Origin of the sequence: Veillonella parvula (genome assembly GCF_902810435.1) — a bacterium.
Classification (GTDB): Bacteria; Bacillota; Negativicutes; order Veillonellales; family Veillonellaceae; genus Veillonella.
Map to the genome: position 1 here is coordinate 1,402,753 of NZ_LR778174.1, position 18,021 is coordinate 1,420,773.

18 protein-coding genes are annotated in these 18,021 nt (G+C 37.7%); all 18 read right to left on the minus strand.

All coding sequences use genetic code 11. The features are described from left to right. Positions 1 to 9: 9 nt before the first annotated feature. Complete coding sequence (locus FNLLGLLA_RS06380; RefSeq protein ID WP_004693351.1) at positions 10 to 933, minus strand: NAD-dependent epimerase/dehydratase family protein; 924 nt, start codon at positions 931 to 933, stop codon at positions 10 to 12. Between the two features lie 22 nt (positions 934 to 955). Then, entirely contained in the window at positions 956 to 1,681 is a 726-nt protein-coding gene (locus FNLLGLLA_RS06385) for a ribonuclease H1 domain-containing protein (protein ID WP_174892329.1), read from the minus strand. A gap of 10 nt (positions 1,682 to 1,691) precedes the next feature. Next, complete coding sequence (gene ybaK, locus FNLLGLLA_RS06390; RefSeq protein WP_174892437.1) at positions 1,692 to 2,183, minus strand: Cys-tRNA(Pro) deacylase; 492 nt, start codon at positions 2,181 to 2,183, stop codon at positions 1,692 to 1,694. Between the two features lie 81 nt (positions 2,184 to 2,264). Then, positions 2,265 to 3,263 (minus strand): nucleoid-associated protein, encoded by a 999-nt coding sequence (locus FNLLGLLA_RS06395; RefSeq protein WP_174892330.1) that lies wholly within the window; start codon positions 3,261 to 3,263, stop codon positions 2,265 to 2,267. A 27-nt stretch (positions 3,264 to 3,290) separates the two neighbouring features. Next, entirely contained in the window at positions 3,291 to 4,586 is a 1,296-nt protein-coding gene (locus tag FNLLGLLA_RS06400; RefSeq protein ID WP_174892331.1) for an AMP-binding protein, read from the minus strand. Between the two features lies 1 nt (position 4,587). After that, positions 4,588 to 5,694 carry an acetyl-CoA C-acyltransferase gene (locus FNLLGLLA_RS06405; RefSeq protein WP_120054617.1) on the minus strand — a complete coding sequence of 369 codons (1,107 nt, stop codon included), beginning with the start codon at positions 5,692 to 5,694 and terminating at the stop codon, positions 4,588 to 4,590. Between the two features lie 62 nt (positions 5,695 to 5,756). Further along, positions 5,757 to 6,269 (minus strand): biotin transporter BioY, encoded by a 513-nt coding sequence (locus tag FNLLGLLA_RS06410; RefSeq protein ID WP_004693338.1) that lies wholly within the window; start codon positions 6,267 to 6,269, stop codon positions 5,757 to 5,759. An 8-nt stretch (positions 6,270 to 6,277) separates the two neighbouring features. Continuing rightward, a complete protein-coding gene (locus FNLLGLLA_RS06415) occupies positions 6,278 to 6,844 on the minus strand; it encodes a hypothetical protein (RefSeq protein ID WP_120054616.1) in 567 nt (188 codons plus the stop codon). A 173-nt stretch (positions 6,845 to 7,017) separates the two neighbouring features. Then, positions 7,018 to 7,881: a UTP--glucose-1-phosphate uridylyltransferase GalU gene (galU, locus tag FNLLGLLA_RS06420; RefSeq protein ID WP_004693334.1), complete on the minus strand. Its 864-nt coding sequence runs from the start codon at positions 7,879 to 7,881 to the stop codon at positions 7,018 to 7,020. 13 nt (positions 7,882 to 7,894) lie between these two features. Further along, complete coding sequence (locus FNLLGLLA_RS06425) at positions 7,895 to 9,448, minus strand: LPS-assembly protein LptD (RefSeq protein ID WP_156697456.1); 1,554 nt, start codon at positions 9,446 to 9,448, stop codon at positions 7,895 to 7,897. 37 nt (positions 9,449 to 9,485) lie between these two features. Further along, on the minus strand, positions 9,486 to 10,598 hold the full coding sequence (locus FNLLGLLA_RS06430) for a hypothetical protein (protein WP_038125303.1): 1,113 nt from the start codon (positions 10,596 to 10,598) through the stop codon (positions 9,486 to 9,488). Between the two features lie 108 nt (positions 10,599 to 10,706). Then, positions 10,707 to 11,153: a hypothetical protein gene (locus tag FNLLGLLA_RS06435; protein ID WP_004697051.1), complete on the minus strand. Its 447-nt coding sequence runs from the start codon at positions 11,151 to 11,153 to the stop codon at positions 10,707 to 10,709. Between the two features lie 261 nt (positions 11,154 to 11,414). Further along, a complete protein-coding gene (gene hypE, locus FNLLGLLA_RS06440; RefSeq protein WP_156697455.1) occupies positions 11,415 to 12,422 on the minus strand; it encodes a hydrogenase expression/formation protein HypE in 1,008 nt (335 codons plus the stop codon). Position 12,423: 1 nt separating this feature from the next. Continuing rightward, positions 12,424 to 13,542, minus strand: a complete 1,119-nt coding sequence (gene hypD, locus FNLLGLLA_RS06445) for a hydrogenase formation protein HypD (RefSeq protein ID WP_156697454.1) — start codon at positions 13,540 to 13,542, stop codon at positions 12,424 to 12,426. Next, positions 13,502 to 13,753: a HypC/HybG/HupF family hydrogenase formation chaperone gene (locus FNLLGLLA_RS06450; RefSeq protein ID WP_156697453.1), complete on the minus strand. Its 252-nt coding sequence runs from the start codon at positions 13,751 to 13,753 to the stop codon at positions 13,502 to 13,504. Before FNLLGLLA_RS06450 ends, hypD begins: the two co-directional genes overlap by 41 nt. 233 nt (positions 13,754 to 13,986) lie before the next feature. Beyond that, positions 13,987 to 16,266 carry a carbamoyltransferase HypF gene (gene hypF / locus FNLLGLLA_RS06455; protein WP_156697452.1) on the minus strand — a complete coding sequence of 760 codons (2,280 nt, stop codon included), beginning with the start codon at positions 16,264 to 16,266 and terminating at the stop codon, positions 13,987 to 13,989. 35 nt (positions 16,267 to 16,301) lie between these two features. Then, a complete protein-coding gene (gene scfB / locus FNLLGLLA_RS06460; RefSeq protein ID WP_004693319.1) occupies positions 16,302 to 17,711 on the minus strand; it encodes a thioether cross-link-forming SCIFF peptide maturase in 1,410 nt (469 codons plus the stop codon). Positions 17,712 to 17,877: 166 nt separating this feature from the next. After that, complete coding sequence (gene scfA / locus FNLLGLLA_RS06465; RefSeq protein WP_004693318.1) at positions 17,878 to 18,021, minus strand: six-cysteine ranthipeptide SCIFF; 144 nt, start codon at positions 18,019 to 18,021, stop codon at positions 17,878 to 17,880.

An 18,021-nucleotide genomic window follows, 5' to 3' on the forward strand; every position in this document is an offset into this window, starting at 1 on the left:
TTATTTTTCTTACTTATGATGAGCTTTAAAGTATTCTAATGTCTTTTGTAAGCCGTCCTCTAATGTTGTAGTAGCAGTAAAGCCAAAATCACGTTCAGCTTTCACATTACTTAAGCGCGAATGTTTAATATCTCCTATACGCTCATCTTCATAATAAACCATAAAATCTGTCCCGCTAATAGTCCGGAATCGCGTAATCAACTCATTCACAGATGTTCCCTTATTGGTAGATATATTATAAATACCTGTGCATTGACCATTCCCCATAGCCTTAATGTTAGCATCTACCACATCATCTACATAAATGAAATCTCTAGTTTGCTCACCATCACCAAATACAGTTAATGGTTGCCCTTCGACAATCAAGCGGTTGAAAATACTGATAACACCACCTTCACCACCATCACCTTGACGTGGTCCATATACATTAGCATATCTAAAGCATACTGTATTTAATCCAAAAGCTTCATGATAAATTCGCAAGTAGCCTTCTGCAGTAAGCTTTGTTAAGCCGTAAAAAGACGAAGGCATACCACTCAAGTCTTCAGTCAATGGCAATACTGCCAAGTCGCCATATACAGCAGCTGATGAAGGCATTAAAAATTGTTCAACATTCACTTTACGACAAGCATCGAGAACATTAATAAGCCCTATTAGATTTACATCACAGTCATAACTTGGGTTCTCCATAGAGGATTGTACCATTGTTTGCGCCGCTTCATGGAAAACAATAGACGGCTTAAACTCTTCAAATACAGATAGTAATTTTGGATCTCGTACATCCATCTCAATAAATTGAGCATCTTCATGTACAAAGGAGCGCATACCTGTAGATAAATTATCTATAACGAGTACATCGTGACCTAATTCAATTAATCTATCAACTAAATGGGAACCAATAAATCCGGCCCCACCAGTAACACATATATTCATAGCGCCCTCCCTTCTAACATCATTAAATACCTGCACCTTGTTTTGCTAGTGCATCAGCCATTTCATTATATGTATCGCCCGTATGAGCAGCCACCTTGTGAAAGTAAACTCGCACACGATTTTTTATAGAATCATAAAATGCTGAGTACTCTTGGGTTAGCTCATTATTACGTTTCCATCCCTTAGTAGCCCACATTTCTATGCCCATATAATCATAGTAAAGTGAACATTCAGAAATCCCATTATCAACGGCGTATTTCATAACATGCATAGCAGCCAACAACTCGCCAGCTACATTCCAAAACGATGTATATCGTTTATCAGTAGAGGAAAAAGAAAAAGTTTTCCTCTTGCCATTCAAAAAGATAACCCCACCTGCCCCAACAGTATTGGTCTCTTTATTATAACTACCATCGATATACGCAACCATATAGTTTGGAGTAGTAAAATCTGGTTTCACAACATTTGCTGATACTTTACTTTGAATACTAGAACTAGAAACTATAGGCCTAGAATTTTTAGATTTAAACTTCACTTCTTGTGGCAATTTAAGTTCACTCTTTTTAGCGCTCATAAAATCACTTAAAGACAAACCTGAATTCTCTACAAAAGCACGTGCTTCTACTTCTGTCGAAAATGATTTGTAGATAGCACCACCATAGCCCTTTACTTGTTTCTCACAGTCAGACCATGTAGTATAAACTCCTGGTACACGACCCTGACGAACAGCATAAAACTTTTTTGCCATACGCCCCCCCTTAATGGTCCATTGTCAGTTCAACAAATTCAGCATTTACAACAGATGCCAAATCCTTTGGATTTACCTTCATTTGCATACCGCGTAAACCTGCGCTTACATATACAAACTTTTGGGGTTCCATAGTAGCATCAAAATAGGTAGGGAATGCTTTTTTCATGCCTACTGGAGAACATCCACCGCGCAAATAACCTGTAATACCTAACAAATCCTTAACATGAACAAGCTCTACAGACTTATTATGACTAACACGTGCTGCCTGTTTCATATCTAACTCTTCAGCCACAGGAATACAGAATACTACATATCCAATTTTGTCACCTTTGCCAACTAATGTTTTAAAGACTTGTTTCTCATCGAGTTTTAATGCTTCTACTACATGAAGGCCAGCAGCACGCTCTTCAGACCACTCATATTCGCTAATACTATAAGGTATCTTATGAGTATCTAAAATACGTAATGAGTTTGTTTTTTTATGTTTCTCTTTACTCATCATAACCTCCATATACTAGCATAGCAAATAAATTTAATCATTACATAATATATTTCTATAGACAAATATAATTTTTCATTACTATTTATTTACGATTTTATTAATATTTTTTAATTCAATACGCAAAGTACCATCATCATTAGTTTTTATCTCAATAAACTCACGATTTTTCATATATTCTACAGGAAATGAAATCTCAATACCTGTATCTGTTTTAATCTTATGATGCTCTCCAACCTTCGTGGCAAACTCACGATTGACTGGCAAAGGACGCAGCATATCCGCATCAGCTAATTCTTTTTTTGCCGCCTCTTGTTGAATGGGATTCGCTTTAAATACCTCTTCTACAATACGAACAGGATCAACGGTATCTGATACTTCTGCATTTTTAGCAATCATAGATTTAGCGGTTGTCAACTCAACAACGCCATCAGACTCATGAGCTTGAGCCACCTTATCTACGATAGCTTTTACCTTTCTCACCGTATCTCGCGAGGATTGATTAGTCCCTAATTGCAAGACCTTATCTGCTAAGATATAAGATACCTCACCATCAAATTCACCTTTAGGTTCAAAAACACGAACACTAAAATCATTGAGATTAATAGATGCAAAGGCCCGTAATTTTTGTGACGGCATAGGTAATACTGCCTTATGAGAAACGAGCTCCGTAGCCAATGTACCATCATCTTCACTGAATAGTTGATGGGTAAAAGCATCATGAGCTTGGCACAGAAGAATACAAACATAGGACGTATCCGTAACGGCTTCACAAATAATCGTATCAATAACAACGGAATCCGTAGCTTGTTTCATGTATGTAAACAAGCTTTCACCTACATTCTTAGATAAATCAATAAACTTAAGCACTCCATTTTTATAGTCTACTAATTGTTTACCTACAGGACTCGCATCATGTAAGGTTCCGGTTCTAGCCCCTGGATCTTTGAAAGCCTTAACTACATGATTTGCTATATAATCTTGTATAGCTTGATCCCCAACCTTTAATTCATGTTCAGAATATACAGCTAACGAGGACGTAAAGTCGAAAATCTCTAGCGCCGCCTTATTAATCTGCATGATGCCTCCTTGTAGTACAAAAAATGTTTACCCTTTATTATACCACTCTTTTAACTTTCGTTTATCAACTTTTGAGCATTCCGTAAGGGGTAACATAGGAACTTCTATTATAGCTTTTGGCCACTCTACAGGAGGTCTTTTATTATGAATAAGTTCTATAACTTCACTCAATCTAACCTCACCATCTAGCACCATATAAACTACATAGTCTTCCCCTCGTATCTCATCAGCAATATCGATAATAGCAACCTCGGAAACCCCTTGTAAGGATTGTAAATACAATTCCATCTCTGGGATAGAAATTTTATATCCCCCTTTATTGATTACGTCACCTGCTCTCCCATTAAACATAAGATACCCGTCACTATCAATGTATCCACAATCATTTACAGTATACGTATTGGGAATCCCTTCAATACGATAATTTGTTGTCACATAAATGACATTATCATTCTCTGCGATTTTCACGGTTGGAAATGGTCTCCCTACCGTACCTTCTCGCGCTAACCATTCTTTACCAGTGCAATACGTTATATAGTTAAGCTCTGATGCACCATAGTACAAGATAAACTCCATATCAGGGCATATATGTTGTAACTGTTCCATTAATTGTCGATCCAGAACTTGAGATCCTGCAATGATGTATTTAATGGATGATAATTTACTTTTACAATGTCGAACCAATAATCGTAGTTTCGTTGGTAATGCATATATATGGTCTACATTGTATTCCTCTATAAGCTGCATCCATCTACTAGGACGCAAGGAACTCGTTGTAACAACAGTCCCTCCAGCCCATAAAGAGGCAATGACCATATTGCTAACACCTGTGAAACTAAAGCTTCCCTGTAAAAAGATTTTAGTATCTTTGTTTGTATGAAAAATATCATTTTGAATATCAAAAAAATCGCGCCAAGATATTTCTCGTCTCCACAAAGGTTTTGGTTGTCCCGTAGTCCCCGATGTAAGTACCCCAAAATCAGCTAATGGCGGTACACCTTCATAGGCTATAACACGAGCTAGCTCATCTACATAAGCCGTATCCATCTCATTGTGACATACCATAGGAATATTACCTTTATGTAATGCCCCAAGCCACTGTGTAAGTTGTTCAACAAACGACAGTTCCTGAATTAAAAGAATCTTAGTATTTAATGTCTTTTTAGACTGAGTAAGATTTACAATGCGACTTGTATTATTAATACCGACCGATAGAATAGCATCATATAGTTCACCATATGTATATTGTATGTCATCTACGATTAAAGCCATTTTATGGGGCTCTAAATCTTTATGCTGTTGTAAGCGTTCAATAATTGTCATATTACATGCGTTCCATAATTAAAGCCGTACCTGTGCCCCCTGCACCAGCAATAGCACATAAACCATAGCGACCACCACAAGATTCTAAAGCAGCCATACAGTGAAGCACTAATATGGCACCAGAACATCCATAGGGATGTCCATAAGCTAAGGCACCTCCAAGCATGTTATATTTTTTAATGTGATTAGGGTACGCCTTGTTAAAAAGAACATCAATGATGGCAAAAGCTTCATTCCATTCCACCACATCAATATCATCCATAGTTAAACCTGTACGTTTTAAAATGCCTTCTGTACTTTCAAGAGCGCCCTCCGGACTAAACTGAGGGTTTCCTGCCCAAGGTTTAACGCTATAAATTTTAAAAGGACCTTTTTTATTAGATAAATATACAAAGGCCGCTCCATCATGAGTTAAACACGCATTGCCTGCATTTGTAATAGAGTCAGCTCCCAACAAAGGTTTCATCCTAGACAAGAGTTTCTCGTTCATCGTAGGTCGAATACATTCATCTATACATCTTTTACCATCTATAGTAATAGGTATAATATATGACTGTAAATATGGGTTATCTAAAGCAGCTGATGCTCTTTGATGACTGCCAATAATATGTGGATATAAATCTTCCTTTGTTACATTGTGTTTATGGATAGTCCGCTCAGCCCCTTCGAGCATGGCTAAAGGCGATTGATCTTGGGGCGTAAATTGAGCTACCTTATAGGTTCCTTTTCGATCATCCCCTGATGCATACACTCGCTCTGGCTGTAACGACGAACTTTCAATACCGCCTGCAATAGCGGAATCCATAATACCAGACAAAATATGTGCATAGGCGATCTCAATACTCATCAAAGCTGAGGCACATTGCATATCAACGGTAATAGCAGGCACAGAATTTGGTAAATTACACATAAGACCCATGAGACGGCCAAGGTTACCACCGGTACCAACTGCATTACCACAGAAGATTCCATCTATATGTGAAATAGTATAACGATTAATTATTTCATCAATTACTTGAGAGCCTAAAATCTCGGGTCTCATATGTTTATATTGTCCATTTAAAACGCCGATAGGACTTCTAAGCCCACCATGAATATATACTGACATATATACTCCTTCTATTAAAAGTAAAAAAGAGGCATCCCGCAGAATGCCACTTTAATTGTATTCTAAATTTTAACTTTAGTTGCTAACCAAGAAGCAACCAGACATTTTACGATATCTCCAGGAATAAATGGAAACATGACTACAGGCAAGGCCGCCCAAAGTTCTGTTTTTGTAACAATCATAAAACCTGCTACACCAAAAAGGTACACTACAGGAATGGTAATCACAAGAGATCGCCAGGCATAAGAGAAAAAGCTTTTTTTAGAACCTTTAAATATACTTAGTAATGTATATGCAACTGGCCAAGAAAAAATAAAGCCACCTGTTGGTCCCAACAATTTGCCAAGGCCAGCCGTACCGCCAACAAATACTGGTAACCCAACTGCACCAAGCAAAATATAAATGATAAATACGATAAGTGCATCCTTAGGCTGTAACAATAAGCCGATTAATGTGGCTACCAAAGTCAAAGCCGTTACCATAGCGGGACTAAATGGCAATGGGAAAGAAATATATGCTGAAATACATAATAAGGCTGTTAATAAAGCCATTTTTGTTAAACGTCTTGTTTCCATAATTACCTCTAACTAATACATCTTTGTTTCAAAGATGATGAATCTTCATTTTCACCGAAAAACGTAGCCGAAAATGCCAATGTATCACCAATGTAACCTTCTACATGAGCATCTTCAGGATATTCCACCAAAGTTACCTTGTCATCTGCAATAACTGGTGCATGAAAATAAATCGCCATTTGCAGAGCAGATTTACTAATATTCCAAAAATCCCACATCGTTTCTAAAATCATGCAGCCAGGAACAACATAAGGATTCTCACGATGGATGGAATTCGTATCATTAATATCATTTACAAATCGTATAACCTCTTCCTTAGAAAAAGATATAGCACCATCTGTTCCCTGTTGATTTATAGTAGAACGAATATTAAATTGTTTTGGCACTGGTCGTAAATCGACCATTAAGAAGCCAGACGTATCCATAATACCAATTGTGGTGGTTTTTGCTACTTTCGATACAATTTCACATACGGTTCTATCACTACCTGAGGAATCATAATGCATATGTTTAATAACGCTATGTCCCGGTAGGTTCAAATCATTATTACATAATGCTTTAAATAATGTTCTCATATAATCACAGTCCTTTTATTTATTCAATATCTTGATTATAATCAACATTATTTCATTCGTCAACAAAAGGCATTGTTCATATGTTAACAAATATCAAATGAGTTTGAAACTATAAACAAAAAGAGCCTATGATACATATCATAGGCCCCTCACGTGGAAGTTTCATAGATTATCTATTTTAGATCCAATTCCTTTAGGTAAGCTTTAAAGCTTTCACCCAATTCTTCGTTGCGCAATGCATACTCAACAGTGGCTTTTAAATAGCCCAATTTATCCCCTGTATCGTAGCGAATACCTTCATATGCTAATGCATACGTATCCGTTTTAGAGGCTGCCAATGCATCAGTTAATTGGACTTCATTACCTACACCAGGCTTAGTAGCTTCTAAGATATTGAAAATATCTGGTGTTAAAATATAACGACCTAATACAGCGAGTCGAGATGGAGCATCCTCTTTCTTAGGTTTTTCCACCAAGTTATCAACGCGATATAAATTATCAGCCAATGCTTCACCAGATACAATACCATAAGAACTAACTTTATCTTCCGGTACAAATTGAGCGCCTAAAATAATACCAGGATGCTCATTATAGCAATCAATCAACTGTTTTAAGCATGGATTTTCTGGATTGTAAACAATATCATCACCAAGTAACACTGCAAATGGCTCATCACCAATAAATGCTTTTGCACACAATACAGCATCACCAAGTCCACGAGGTGCTTTTTGACGAATAAAGTGAACTTTAATGTCCGCCAAATCCTTGATCATAGCCAATGGTTTATTTTTACCTTGACTTTGTAATAACAATTCTAATTCAACACTACTATCAAAATGGTCCTCAATAGCACGTTTATTACGACCTGTAATAATTAGAATTTCTTCAATCCCAGAATCTAAAGCTTCTTTTACAATGTATTGGATAGCAGGTGTATCGACAATAGGAAGCATTTCTTTTGGTTGTGCCTTGGTAGCTGGTAAGAAACGTGTACCAAAACCAGCTGCTGGAATTACAGCTTTTCTAATGCGTTGCATAGTATTCTCCTAACTAAAAGTCTTTACCTACAAATTTAATTTTCCATTGATCATTTTTATTTTTATGTCCATCTTTATATGTTAAGTACATATCGAAGGAGTGTAAATCACGATGCCATGTATAATAGACAGAATCAATATCCCCACTCATCATGTTATTCTTAACACTTACAGAAATATCATCTAGGCGAGTCAATTTATACGTACCGCCATAAATAAGCTCTTTTGGAAGTTCTGTCGTGTCAAAACGATAAGGGGAATTATTGTAGGTTATATTTCGTTGATTATAGCTAACCCATACATTAGCACGATTACCAACTTTAGATTGGAATCTAGCACCCCAATAAGGCATGCTACGGATACTACCATCATAACCATAGTAGTCACGTTGGTAACCACCTAAGAAGCGTAAATCAGCATTTTTACCAAGCTTAATCGGATCATGAGAAACCTCTGCATAATATTCCTTATGAGAACCTTTTACAGAACCCTCTTTCCAATAACCAACATTAACACCACCACGTACAGTAATTGGAGAATTTCCTACATGATATGTATGAGTATCCAAACGAGCTTCACCTATTTTTTCTACCCATACTGTTTCATCATTATATTCATTAGATTCCTTGCTATAACCAACAGAAGCAGTCCCCCAAGGTAAATAATGACGATATCCCACCTGTGGTTTAAAACCAGATTTAGAATACCAACGATAGTCAATATAAGCTTCACCATTTTTACCGATAGGATATTCTGTACTACCATGTAAGCCAATACCATCATCGTTACTATACGTAGGTTTTGGTATTAAGGAAAAAATACTAAATTTGCCTTCTTTGTCATGACGCAATGAAGTCGTATAAGATGGCAAGGATAATACTTTAAAGTTTTTAATATAAAAGGATGGTTTTTTAATAACGACTTTATCACCAGGATATACCTGAATATCTTGACCCTCCACACGATAATCTGGAGTATGAACAAAAGCCATTGCATGTTTTGTAGTGACCATGCCCTTTTCCATATGGCCTATTTGTCCATCAAAAGTGGCGTTATTGCCCTTTACATAATAGGGATCGCTCCATCCCATGGCTTGGTCTGCCTCAAAGTGACGATCGCTAGTGCGATATGTCATATTTTGACCTGTAATATCTTTTGTTTTACCGCCATCTTCCAAATAGCGATAGCCCCCAACAGTACGATATTCTGTAGTTTTAGTATTACCTTCAATACGCGGAGCCATCAAAGTTTGATTGCCTTGAGACACCACAACATCGCCTTGAGCATATACATCACCTGTAGAGCCAGTATAAGACATTTTATTAGCATCGATACGTGTAGGCAACTGTTCAGCAGGAGCAGCAGATTTCGCTTTTTCACCACGACGTACAACACGGATATTACTATATTCAGGTGTAGATGCTTTAGAAATTTCTCCTGCATAGGATTGACCTACGCTATCCAATGTATCTTGATATACAATAGTTGACTCAGTGGCGGCCCATACAGGTTGTGCTAAACAAACAACACATGCCGCTGCCAGCCATTGTACTTTACGTTTCCTCATGGTTACTAGAACTCCTATTACTTTAAGAATTTGTTAATTATTGATTACGCTTTACAACAACGATAGGTTGAGAAACATTTTCTACAGGTTCTTCTGGCTCCTCAACTGCTGTAGTATCTTCAGCTACAGCTGCATTTTCATCAGTATCATTATTTTCTACATATTCTTCAGATTCACCTGTTGTATTAGGTACAGTTACAGCATCAGCTAATTCATCATCACTATGAGCTAAACCATCACCACCAATAACAAGACCTTGAATTGTTACGGAATCTTGAGGTTGTACATATACAGTAGCACCAGCTGGGTACTCAATATTTTTACCTTTGATGAAAGCGCCCCCTACAAGCCCAACAGGACCGAGTAGAACTGCGCCCGCTACAGATGCACCTGCTGCTTTAACTTCACTACGGGTTTTATCCTTAGCCTCTTTACCTTGTACAGCAGTAAATTCTGTACCATCAATAGCTGGGATTGTATCAAATGTAATATCTAACGCACCATTACGACCAAAGGAACGAGCCTTTTTCAAAGAAGTAATTGTTCCGGAACCTACAGTGCCCGCAGGTACTAATAAGACATTGCCATCCATTACATTTTCTGCAACAGTAAAGGATATAGTGTCACCTTCATGACTAGTTTTAGAAGAAACCGCTTCATTTAGAGTCACTTTGAACACTTGATTACCAGACAATGTACCTACTTGGTTAGTAAGAGCCACATTGCTACCATATACCTTTGTCTTCAAAGAGATAATACGTTTTTGTAAGGAACCGCTACCAATGCGACCATTAACGCTACGTTCCATCTTTTCTACACGGTCTACAAGAGATCCTGCGTTAATGCTATTTTGATATGTATATTCCAATGCATCCATTTCTTCGCGCAAAGAAATATTAGTACCACTGCCTTCTACAGAATTGTAGAGGGAGTCAACACGTTTACTCAATGTTGCGGAATTACCATTGAAACCAGTACCATACACGGTTTCATCAAGTTGATTAATGCGGTCCACAACAGCACCATCTTGTACGGCTCCATATACAGTAGTTTCTAAAACATTTGTTTTTTCAGTTACTGTGCCAGGAGCGGCAAATGCAGTGCCTGAAATTAGGGATGCCATTAAAAGTGTAAGTACTTGTTTCTTCATAAATTCCTCCACAATGTATCTAATGTATAACTGTTATACAACAGAATAAGCACGGGCCTAAGACCGTGCTTATTCCCTGAGTCTATCAATTTATATGCTCAGTGGCCATTAAATTTTCAAATCAATAATCGCAGATACACCTACGCCTTGAACACGAGATGCACCAACTGGGTTTGTGCTATTAACAGGAACTAATCCTTTTACACGAACCATACCATTAAAGCTACCTTCTACTTGAGCAACAGCTTTAACTTCTTCAATGCTAGAAGCAGGCCCAGTAACTTGAGCCGCACCGATATAACCTTTTGTACCAATACTGATAATAGGAACTACTTTAGTTGTATATTCAGTACTCAAGTTATTTTGTTTCAATAATTTATTTAGGAAAGAGTCAATTTGTGGACCAAATTTGTTAACAACAATGCCGATACCACCAATTTTAGCTGCACCACCAAGAATGCTGCTAAGTCCACCAGCTTGAGTTGTCAAGATACCACCAAATGCAGTTGTAGTTAAACAAATCCCTAGAACAGCTGTAATAATCTTCTTTTTCATAATAAGCCTCCTATAGATACTTATATTTTAACAAATTCTATACATAGATTCTAGTGAAAGTATAAGAACTTACACATAAAGATACTAACATAATATAGATTTTCGATGAATTCTTAATGAATTTTACGCAACTTAATTTAATGCTATCATCAACGATAAATCGTGTCAACATCTAATACAAGCTACATCTAGAAAGCTCAAAAATTGAAATAAAAAGATTAACAAAATGATATAGTTTAATTACTTTTATTAATTATAAATTTAACAAATTCGTGGAACCTGATCTTCGCCTAATAAATCAATCAGACGAACACCTCCAATAGCCGTTTGTAGACCAACCTTACCAATATTTTTATCTATAGTCTTACCAATTAAAACAGCTTCACTGCCCTCTTCAAAGCTATGAAGAATCTTAAGGACTTCGTTCGTAATAGATGGCTCTACAATAAGAACCACTTTCCCTTCATTCGCTAAATATAAAGGGTCATACCCTAATATATTACATACTGACTGTACCTCTTCATGAATTGGTATAGCCGTTTCTTCAACCTTAATGCCTACTTGACTCTGATCAGCGATCTCTTTTAAAACGGTACCTAGGCCACCACGAGTGGGATCTCTCAACAAAGCAACTTGAGTTCCTACTTTATCTAATACTGCTTGAACCATCTTATTTAGTGGTGCACAGTCAGTTGTTAAGGAGTCAGATAAATCTAAACCAAACCGTTGCCCCATAACGGCAATGGAGTGATCTCCAATAGCACCTGACAAAATGATATCCATCCCTGCTTTCACACGATGTGGACCAATATCTATTCCATCTGGAATCATGCCAATACCAGCAGTATTAATGTAGATTTTATCTACTTCGCCCTTTTTAACGACCTTTGTATCACCTGTAACAATTTGAACATTTGCGGCTTTTGCCATTACTGACATAGTGCGAAGAATTTCATCTAGCTCTTCAAAGGCCAAACCTTCTTCTAAAATAAGACCACAACTTAAATATTGAGGTATCGCGCCATTCATGGCTAAATCATTCACAGTTCCACAAACAGCCAACTTGCCAATATTACCACCAGGAAAGAACGCAGGTTGCACCACATAGGAATCCGTAGAGAAAGCCATGCGCCCGGCTGTAACAGGAAACTGGGCACCATCGTGTAGGGGCGCCAATAAATCATTTGTAAAATATTTCAAAATAAAACGGTCCGTCAACTCATGACTAAATCGTCCACCATTACCATGGACTAAGCGAACTCGTTCCATATTAATCCTCCCACGTCGATCCACCACTAGAATAACCATATTTATACCATGCAGCACAGCTACCCTCTACAGATACCATACAGGCACCTACTGGATGATCTGCGGTACAGCTTTTACCAAATAACGGACATTCACTAGGTTTAATAAGGCCTTGTAAAACACGTCCACATTGACAGCCTTTAGGATCAAGGGATGGTTTATCTAAGTTAATAGGTAGGACAAGCTCTACATCGTAAGCTGTATATTCACCCTTTAATGCTAAGCCAGAGTTAGGAATAACACCAATACCACGCCATACATCATCGCATACTTCATACACTTCCTCGATCATAGCTTGGGCTACAGGGTTTCCCTTCTGCATAACTACAGAATGATACGTATTGCCCACCACAATATTATTAGACTTACGTTGCTCTAAAATATTAGCTATGGCAGACAATATTTCTAAGCCATCAAAGCCAGCGATACAAGATGGGATACCGTATTCTTTGGGCAAAAATCGGTATGGTTCTTCCCCAATAATAACGCTAACATGACCAGGTAGAATAAATCCATCGATATGGCCTTCTTGTTTATCTAGTAATGCACGCAATGCTGGTGGTACTAACTTATGAGATACAAGAAAGAATACGTTCTTTAATCCCGCAGCATGAACGGCTTTTACAGTAGCACAAATTACGGCTATAGTCGTCTCAAAGCCAATAGCTAAAAATACTATTTTTTTTTCTGGGTATTTTTTACTTAGTTCTATCACCTCTAAAGGCGTATAGATAACATGGATGTGAGCTCCCTTTGTTTGAGCTTCGCTGAGGCTACTATAACTCCCAGGGACCTTCAACATATCCCCAAAGGTAGCAATAATAACATCCTCACGTTCTGCATAGGCTAAAGCCTTATCCATATAGGTTTGATCAGTTACACATACTGGACATCCTGGTCCACTAACAAGTTCTATGCCACTTGGCAATAATTGACGAAGACCTTCTCGGAAAATCGATACTGTATGCGTACCACAGACCTCCATAAGCCGTACAGTTTCACCGGGCTTATGAAGCGCATTGATGCGCCTTAACAAAGCATCAGCTGTGTGCTGCTTTTCCTGTAAAGTAAGCTTCTTCAAGTTCTTCTAACTCCTTAAAGGCCTCTAATGTTTTTTGAGCCTCTTCTTCATCAACAATTTGTACAGCAAAACCTGCATGAACTAACAACCAATCCCCGACCTTTGCATCTGGTACGAGGAGCAAACTGCAGTCACGGGTAGCACCTGTCAATTCAACGGTACCAATAGCATCATTCACAGCAACCAATTGCGCTGGTACAGCTAAGCACATAGTATCTCCTTATCTATATCATTTATAACAAGTTTTATATACATTTACTTTAATAAAATATCTCCAAAATATATGAATAAAATTAATATTATTGTATCACAGTTACACTCATTATTTAGTGATAGTGGCCACAAACAACTAGAGCTTATACTGGCTATACAACTCATATGGATTAAACAATATTCAAAACATTACTAAATAAATTTGTCTAAGAATAAGAGTTGCATGACAATTTATAATTGATTTCCTAACCACAATTGTCCTAAAGCAAGTCCACCATCATTAGAAGGAACTGCTTCATTCATATATAAATTACCTATATGCCACGTCCTATATATGAATTCTAATAATTTACGATTTTGAAATACACCACCAGACATGGCTGCATCACTAATATTATATCGCTCCATCAAATCTGCCGCCGTTTCACATAGTGCTATTGCAATTGTTTTATGAAATGAAGCGGCTAAATGAGCTCGACATTCACCACGAACAACACCATCCATAATAGATTGAACTGTAGGTGTAAAATCAAGAATATGTCCATCATAATGGTAAGTAAGTAATGATCCTTTTTCATCACCACATAGAGTTTCTAAAGCAATGGCAATTTGTGCATCATAACTATGGACCATACCAAGACCTAATAAAGCACCTACAGTATCAAATAGTCGCCCACAGCTTGTAGCTTGAATCATGGGCATCGTAGATTGTAATGCTTTATCTAAAATTTCCCATCCCTTTGGAAGTTCTTTCATCCATTCTTGATATACAAAAGGGATATCATCGCCATAATAATTACGAATATACCATAAGGCTTGTCGCCAAGGTTCAGAAACAGCCTTTTCTCCGCCAGGTAATGGAGCTGCATGAATATGTGCCAATCTCTGATATTGATTGCCTTTACAAAGGAGAAATTCTCCCCCCCATATAGTTCCATCTGGACCATAGCCAGTACCATCCATAGCAATCCCTAGTACAAGCCCCCTTAAATTGTGTTCCGCCATAACAGACGCTATATGAGCATGATGATGCTGAACAGGTACAACAGAAAGATGGAAACTTTCACCTATTTTTTCACCTAACCGAGAAGAAAAAAACTGGGGGTGACTATCTATGATAATTTTATCTGGTTGCACAGAAAATAAGCTCTTATATCGTTTAATAGTCCATTCTAGTGTTTCATGAGTAGATGCATTCTCTAAATCTCCAATATGGGGTCCTACAAGAACTTCACTACCTTTATTCACAGCAAACGCATTTTTCAAATCACTGCCCATAGCTAATATCGAAGTTTGTTCTAAACCATCACAATGAATAGGTTCAGGCACATAACCACGACTGCGACGAATAAATCGAGGTTTATTATTGATGACCACCACCACTGAATCGTCAAGGGGCGCATAGATTTCACGATTATGAACGAGGAAATAATCTGCTACCTCACCTAGTTCATTAAACGCTTGATCGTCGTTATATAATACGGAATCACCGCTTTTGTTACCACTGGTCATTATCCATGCCGCATCAAAAGGTAATAACACCTCATGCATTGGTGAATAAGGCAACATAACCCCTAACATGCGATTATCAGGAGCCACATAAGAGCTTAAATGAACAGAACTATTATGATTTTTTTCTAATAACACAATAGGACGTTCCATCCCCGTCAATATATCTAGTTCTACATCATTAATATGTACTAACTCAATCGCCATATCTAGAGTTCCCACCATTATTGCTAATGGTTTATGCGGCCTATTCTTCCGCTTACGTAAGCGTTGTACAGCAGCGTCATTTCTAGCATCGCAAACAAGATGATATCCTCCTACACCTTTTATTGCGATAATACTACCTTCATTAATTAATTCCCGCGTAGTGTTCCATATATTCACTGTATCCACAGCCTTGCGATCTGGCTTATACAATGTATATTGGGGACCGCAGCGAGAGCATGCGTTTGGCTCTGCTCTATAGCGACGCCCTTCTATATCTTCATATTCAGCCTTACAATCTTCACACATGGGAAACTCGTTCATCGTCGTCCGCTCCCGATCATAGGGCAAAGATTTGATTATCGTATACCTTGGTCCGCAATTTGTACAGTTGATGAAAGGATATTCCTTTCTACGTTTATCTTGTTGTAACTCTTTAAGGCAATCATTACAAGGCGCTGTATCGGCACTAATAAAGGTACTCACGGATTCACCTAATGGAGATGGCTGTACAACAAAATTACTTTCATGCATATTAAGTGTAAGATGCTGTACAGTTTGACTAGTAATGCGACATAAACGAGGTTGCTCCTCTTGAACAGCATCTAAGAATAACTGCAATTCACCTAGAAAACCCTGAATTTCAACATACACACCTTGACTATCATTATATACAAAACCTGTTAATCCTAGGGAATGGGCCAACATAGAAACAAGGGGCCGGAATCCGACCCCTTGAACTATACCGGTATAGCGAATTCCCCAGCGTTCTGTAGTTTGATTACTATTTTGTTTCATATAAACTCCTACTATACTCGGAGAATCAAGTGTAATTAACCTAATGCAACAGGAATACTTCCATCAATACCAGCTTGTTCTAATTCGGCTTGAATCATAATAGCACATTCGATGCGTTTCTTCTGTAAACGACAACCAAATTCATAAGGTGTTTCTAGATCGCCACCCAATGTAATGTTGTTAGCATGACAACCACCAGAACAGAAGAATTTCGCCCAACATTCAGCACAAGTTGGTTTGGAGAATACATGTGTATTGCGGAAATCTTTAGGAATTTCTGTATTTTGTAAACCATCATACACATTACCAAGCACGTATCCATCTTTACCTACAAATTGGTGACATGGGTAAATATCGCCATTAGGTACGACTGCCATATATTCATGACCTGCCCCACAACCGCGAAGGCGTTTCGCCATACATGGCCCACGATATAAATCCATGCGGAAGTGGAAGAAGTTAAACTTCTCACCCCAGCCTTCTAACTGGCGTTGTAAATAAATATCTGCTAATTTTTCATATTCTTTCTCTAGAGCTGGCCAATCTTCTTCACGAAGCACATAATCCCCTTCTTCACCGACAACAGGCTCCATGGACAAATGCTCAAAGCCAAGATCAGACATTGCCATAACGTCTTTAGTAAAGTCTAAGTTTTTATGAGTATATGTACCACGTACATAATATTCAAGACCGTGACGTTGTTTTACTGCATTGATAAGGTTTTTAGCAATATATTTATAAGACTCTGCACCACTACCTGCTACTGGACGCATTGCATTATGTACGGATTCACGACCATCCAACGACAATACTAAACTCATCTTGTGTTTGTTTACATAGTCGATTTTATCTTGTGTTAAAAGCATACCATTCGTAGTCAATGTAAGCTTAAATATCTTATTGTGCTTTTCTTGAATGGATTCAATGTATTCAACCGTTTGCTTAACAACATCCCAGTTCAACAATGGCTCACCACCGAAAAAGTCAATTTCACAATGTTGGCGAGGTCCACTCATTTTAATAAGAAAGTCCACAGCTCGTTTTGCTACATCAAAGCTCATCAATTCTCGTTTAACACCGCCGTAATCACCTTGACTAGCAAAGCAATATTTGCATGCTAAATTACAATCATGAGCAATATTTAAGCATAATGCCTTAACAATAGGTTTCTCACCTACTACAAGTTTAAACTCTTTACTCATCGGTGCAAATAATTGCTCCGCTTTGATGAGCTCATCTAACTCGTCCATAATCTCATCTAGTTCTACTGCATCTTCTTTAGCATCTAACGCAGCATGTACAGCATCGCGATTAGTGCCATCATATATGTCAAGAACTCTATCGATGAGTTCGTCGATAACATGGATAATACCGCTATTTACGTCTAAGCAGTAATAGTTATCCTTCATCCGAAACTTATGGATCATTGGTTTTAATTCTAACATGGTACCTCCAATTGATTTGTATGGTAAAAGCTCTAGTATATAGAACTTTCTAGATAATTGTACCACATTTCCACACTAAACGTTATAAAAAGAGTCATAAAGATATACTATACAATGTATGTCTTTAAAACATAAATAAAAAAGGCCCGCTAAGCGAGCCTCTTCATTATTTTTGTTTGCAAACTTGGTTACCAACTGTGCAGCTTGTTTTACAAGCGGATTGGCAAGATGTTTGACATTCCCCACAACCGCCAGTTTTAGCAGTTTTTTGTAAGGATTCAGTGTTGATAGTACGAATACGTTTAGCCAT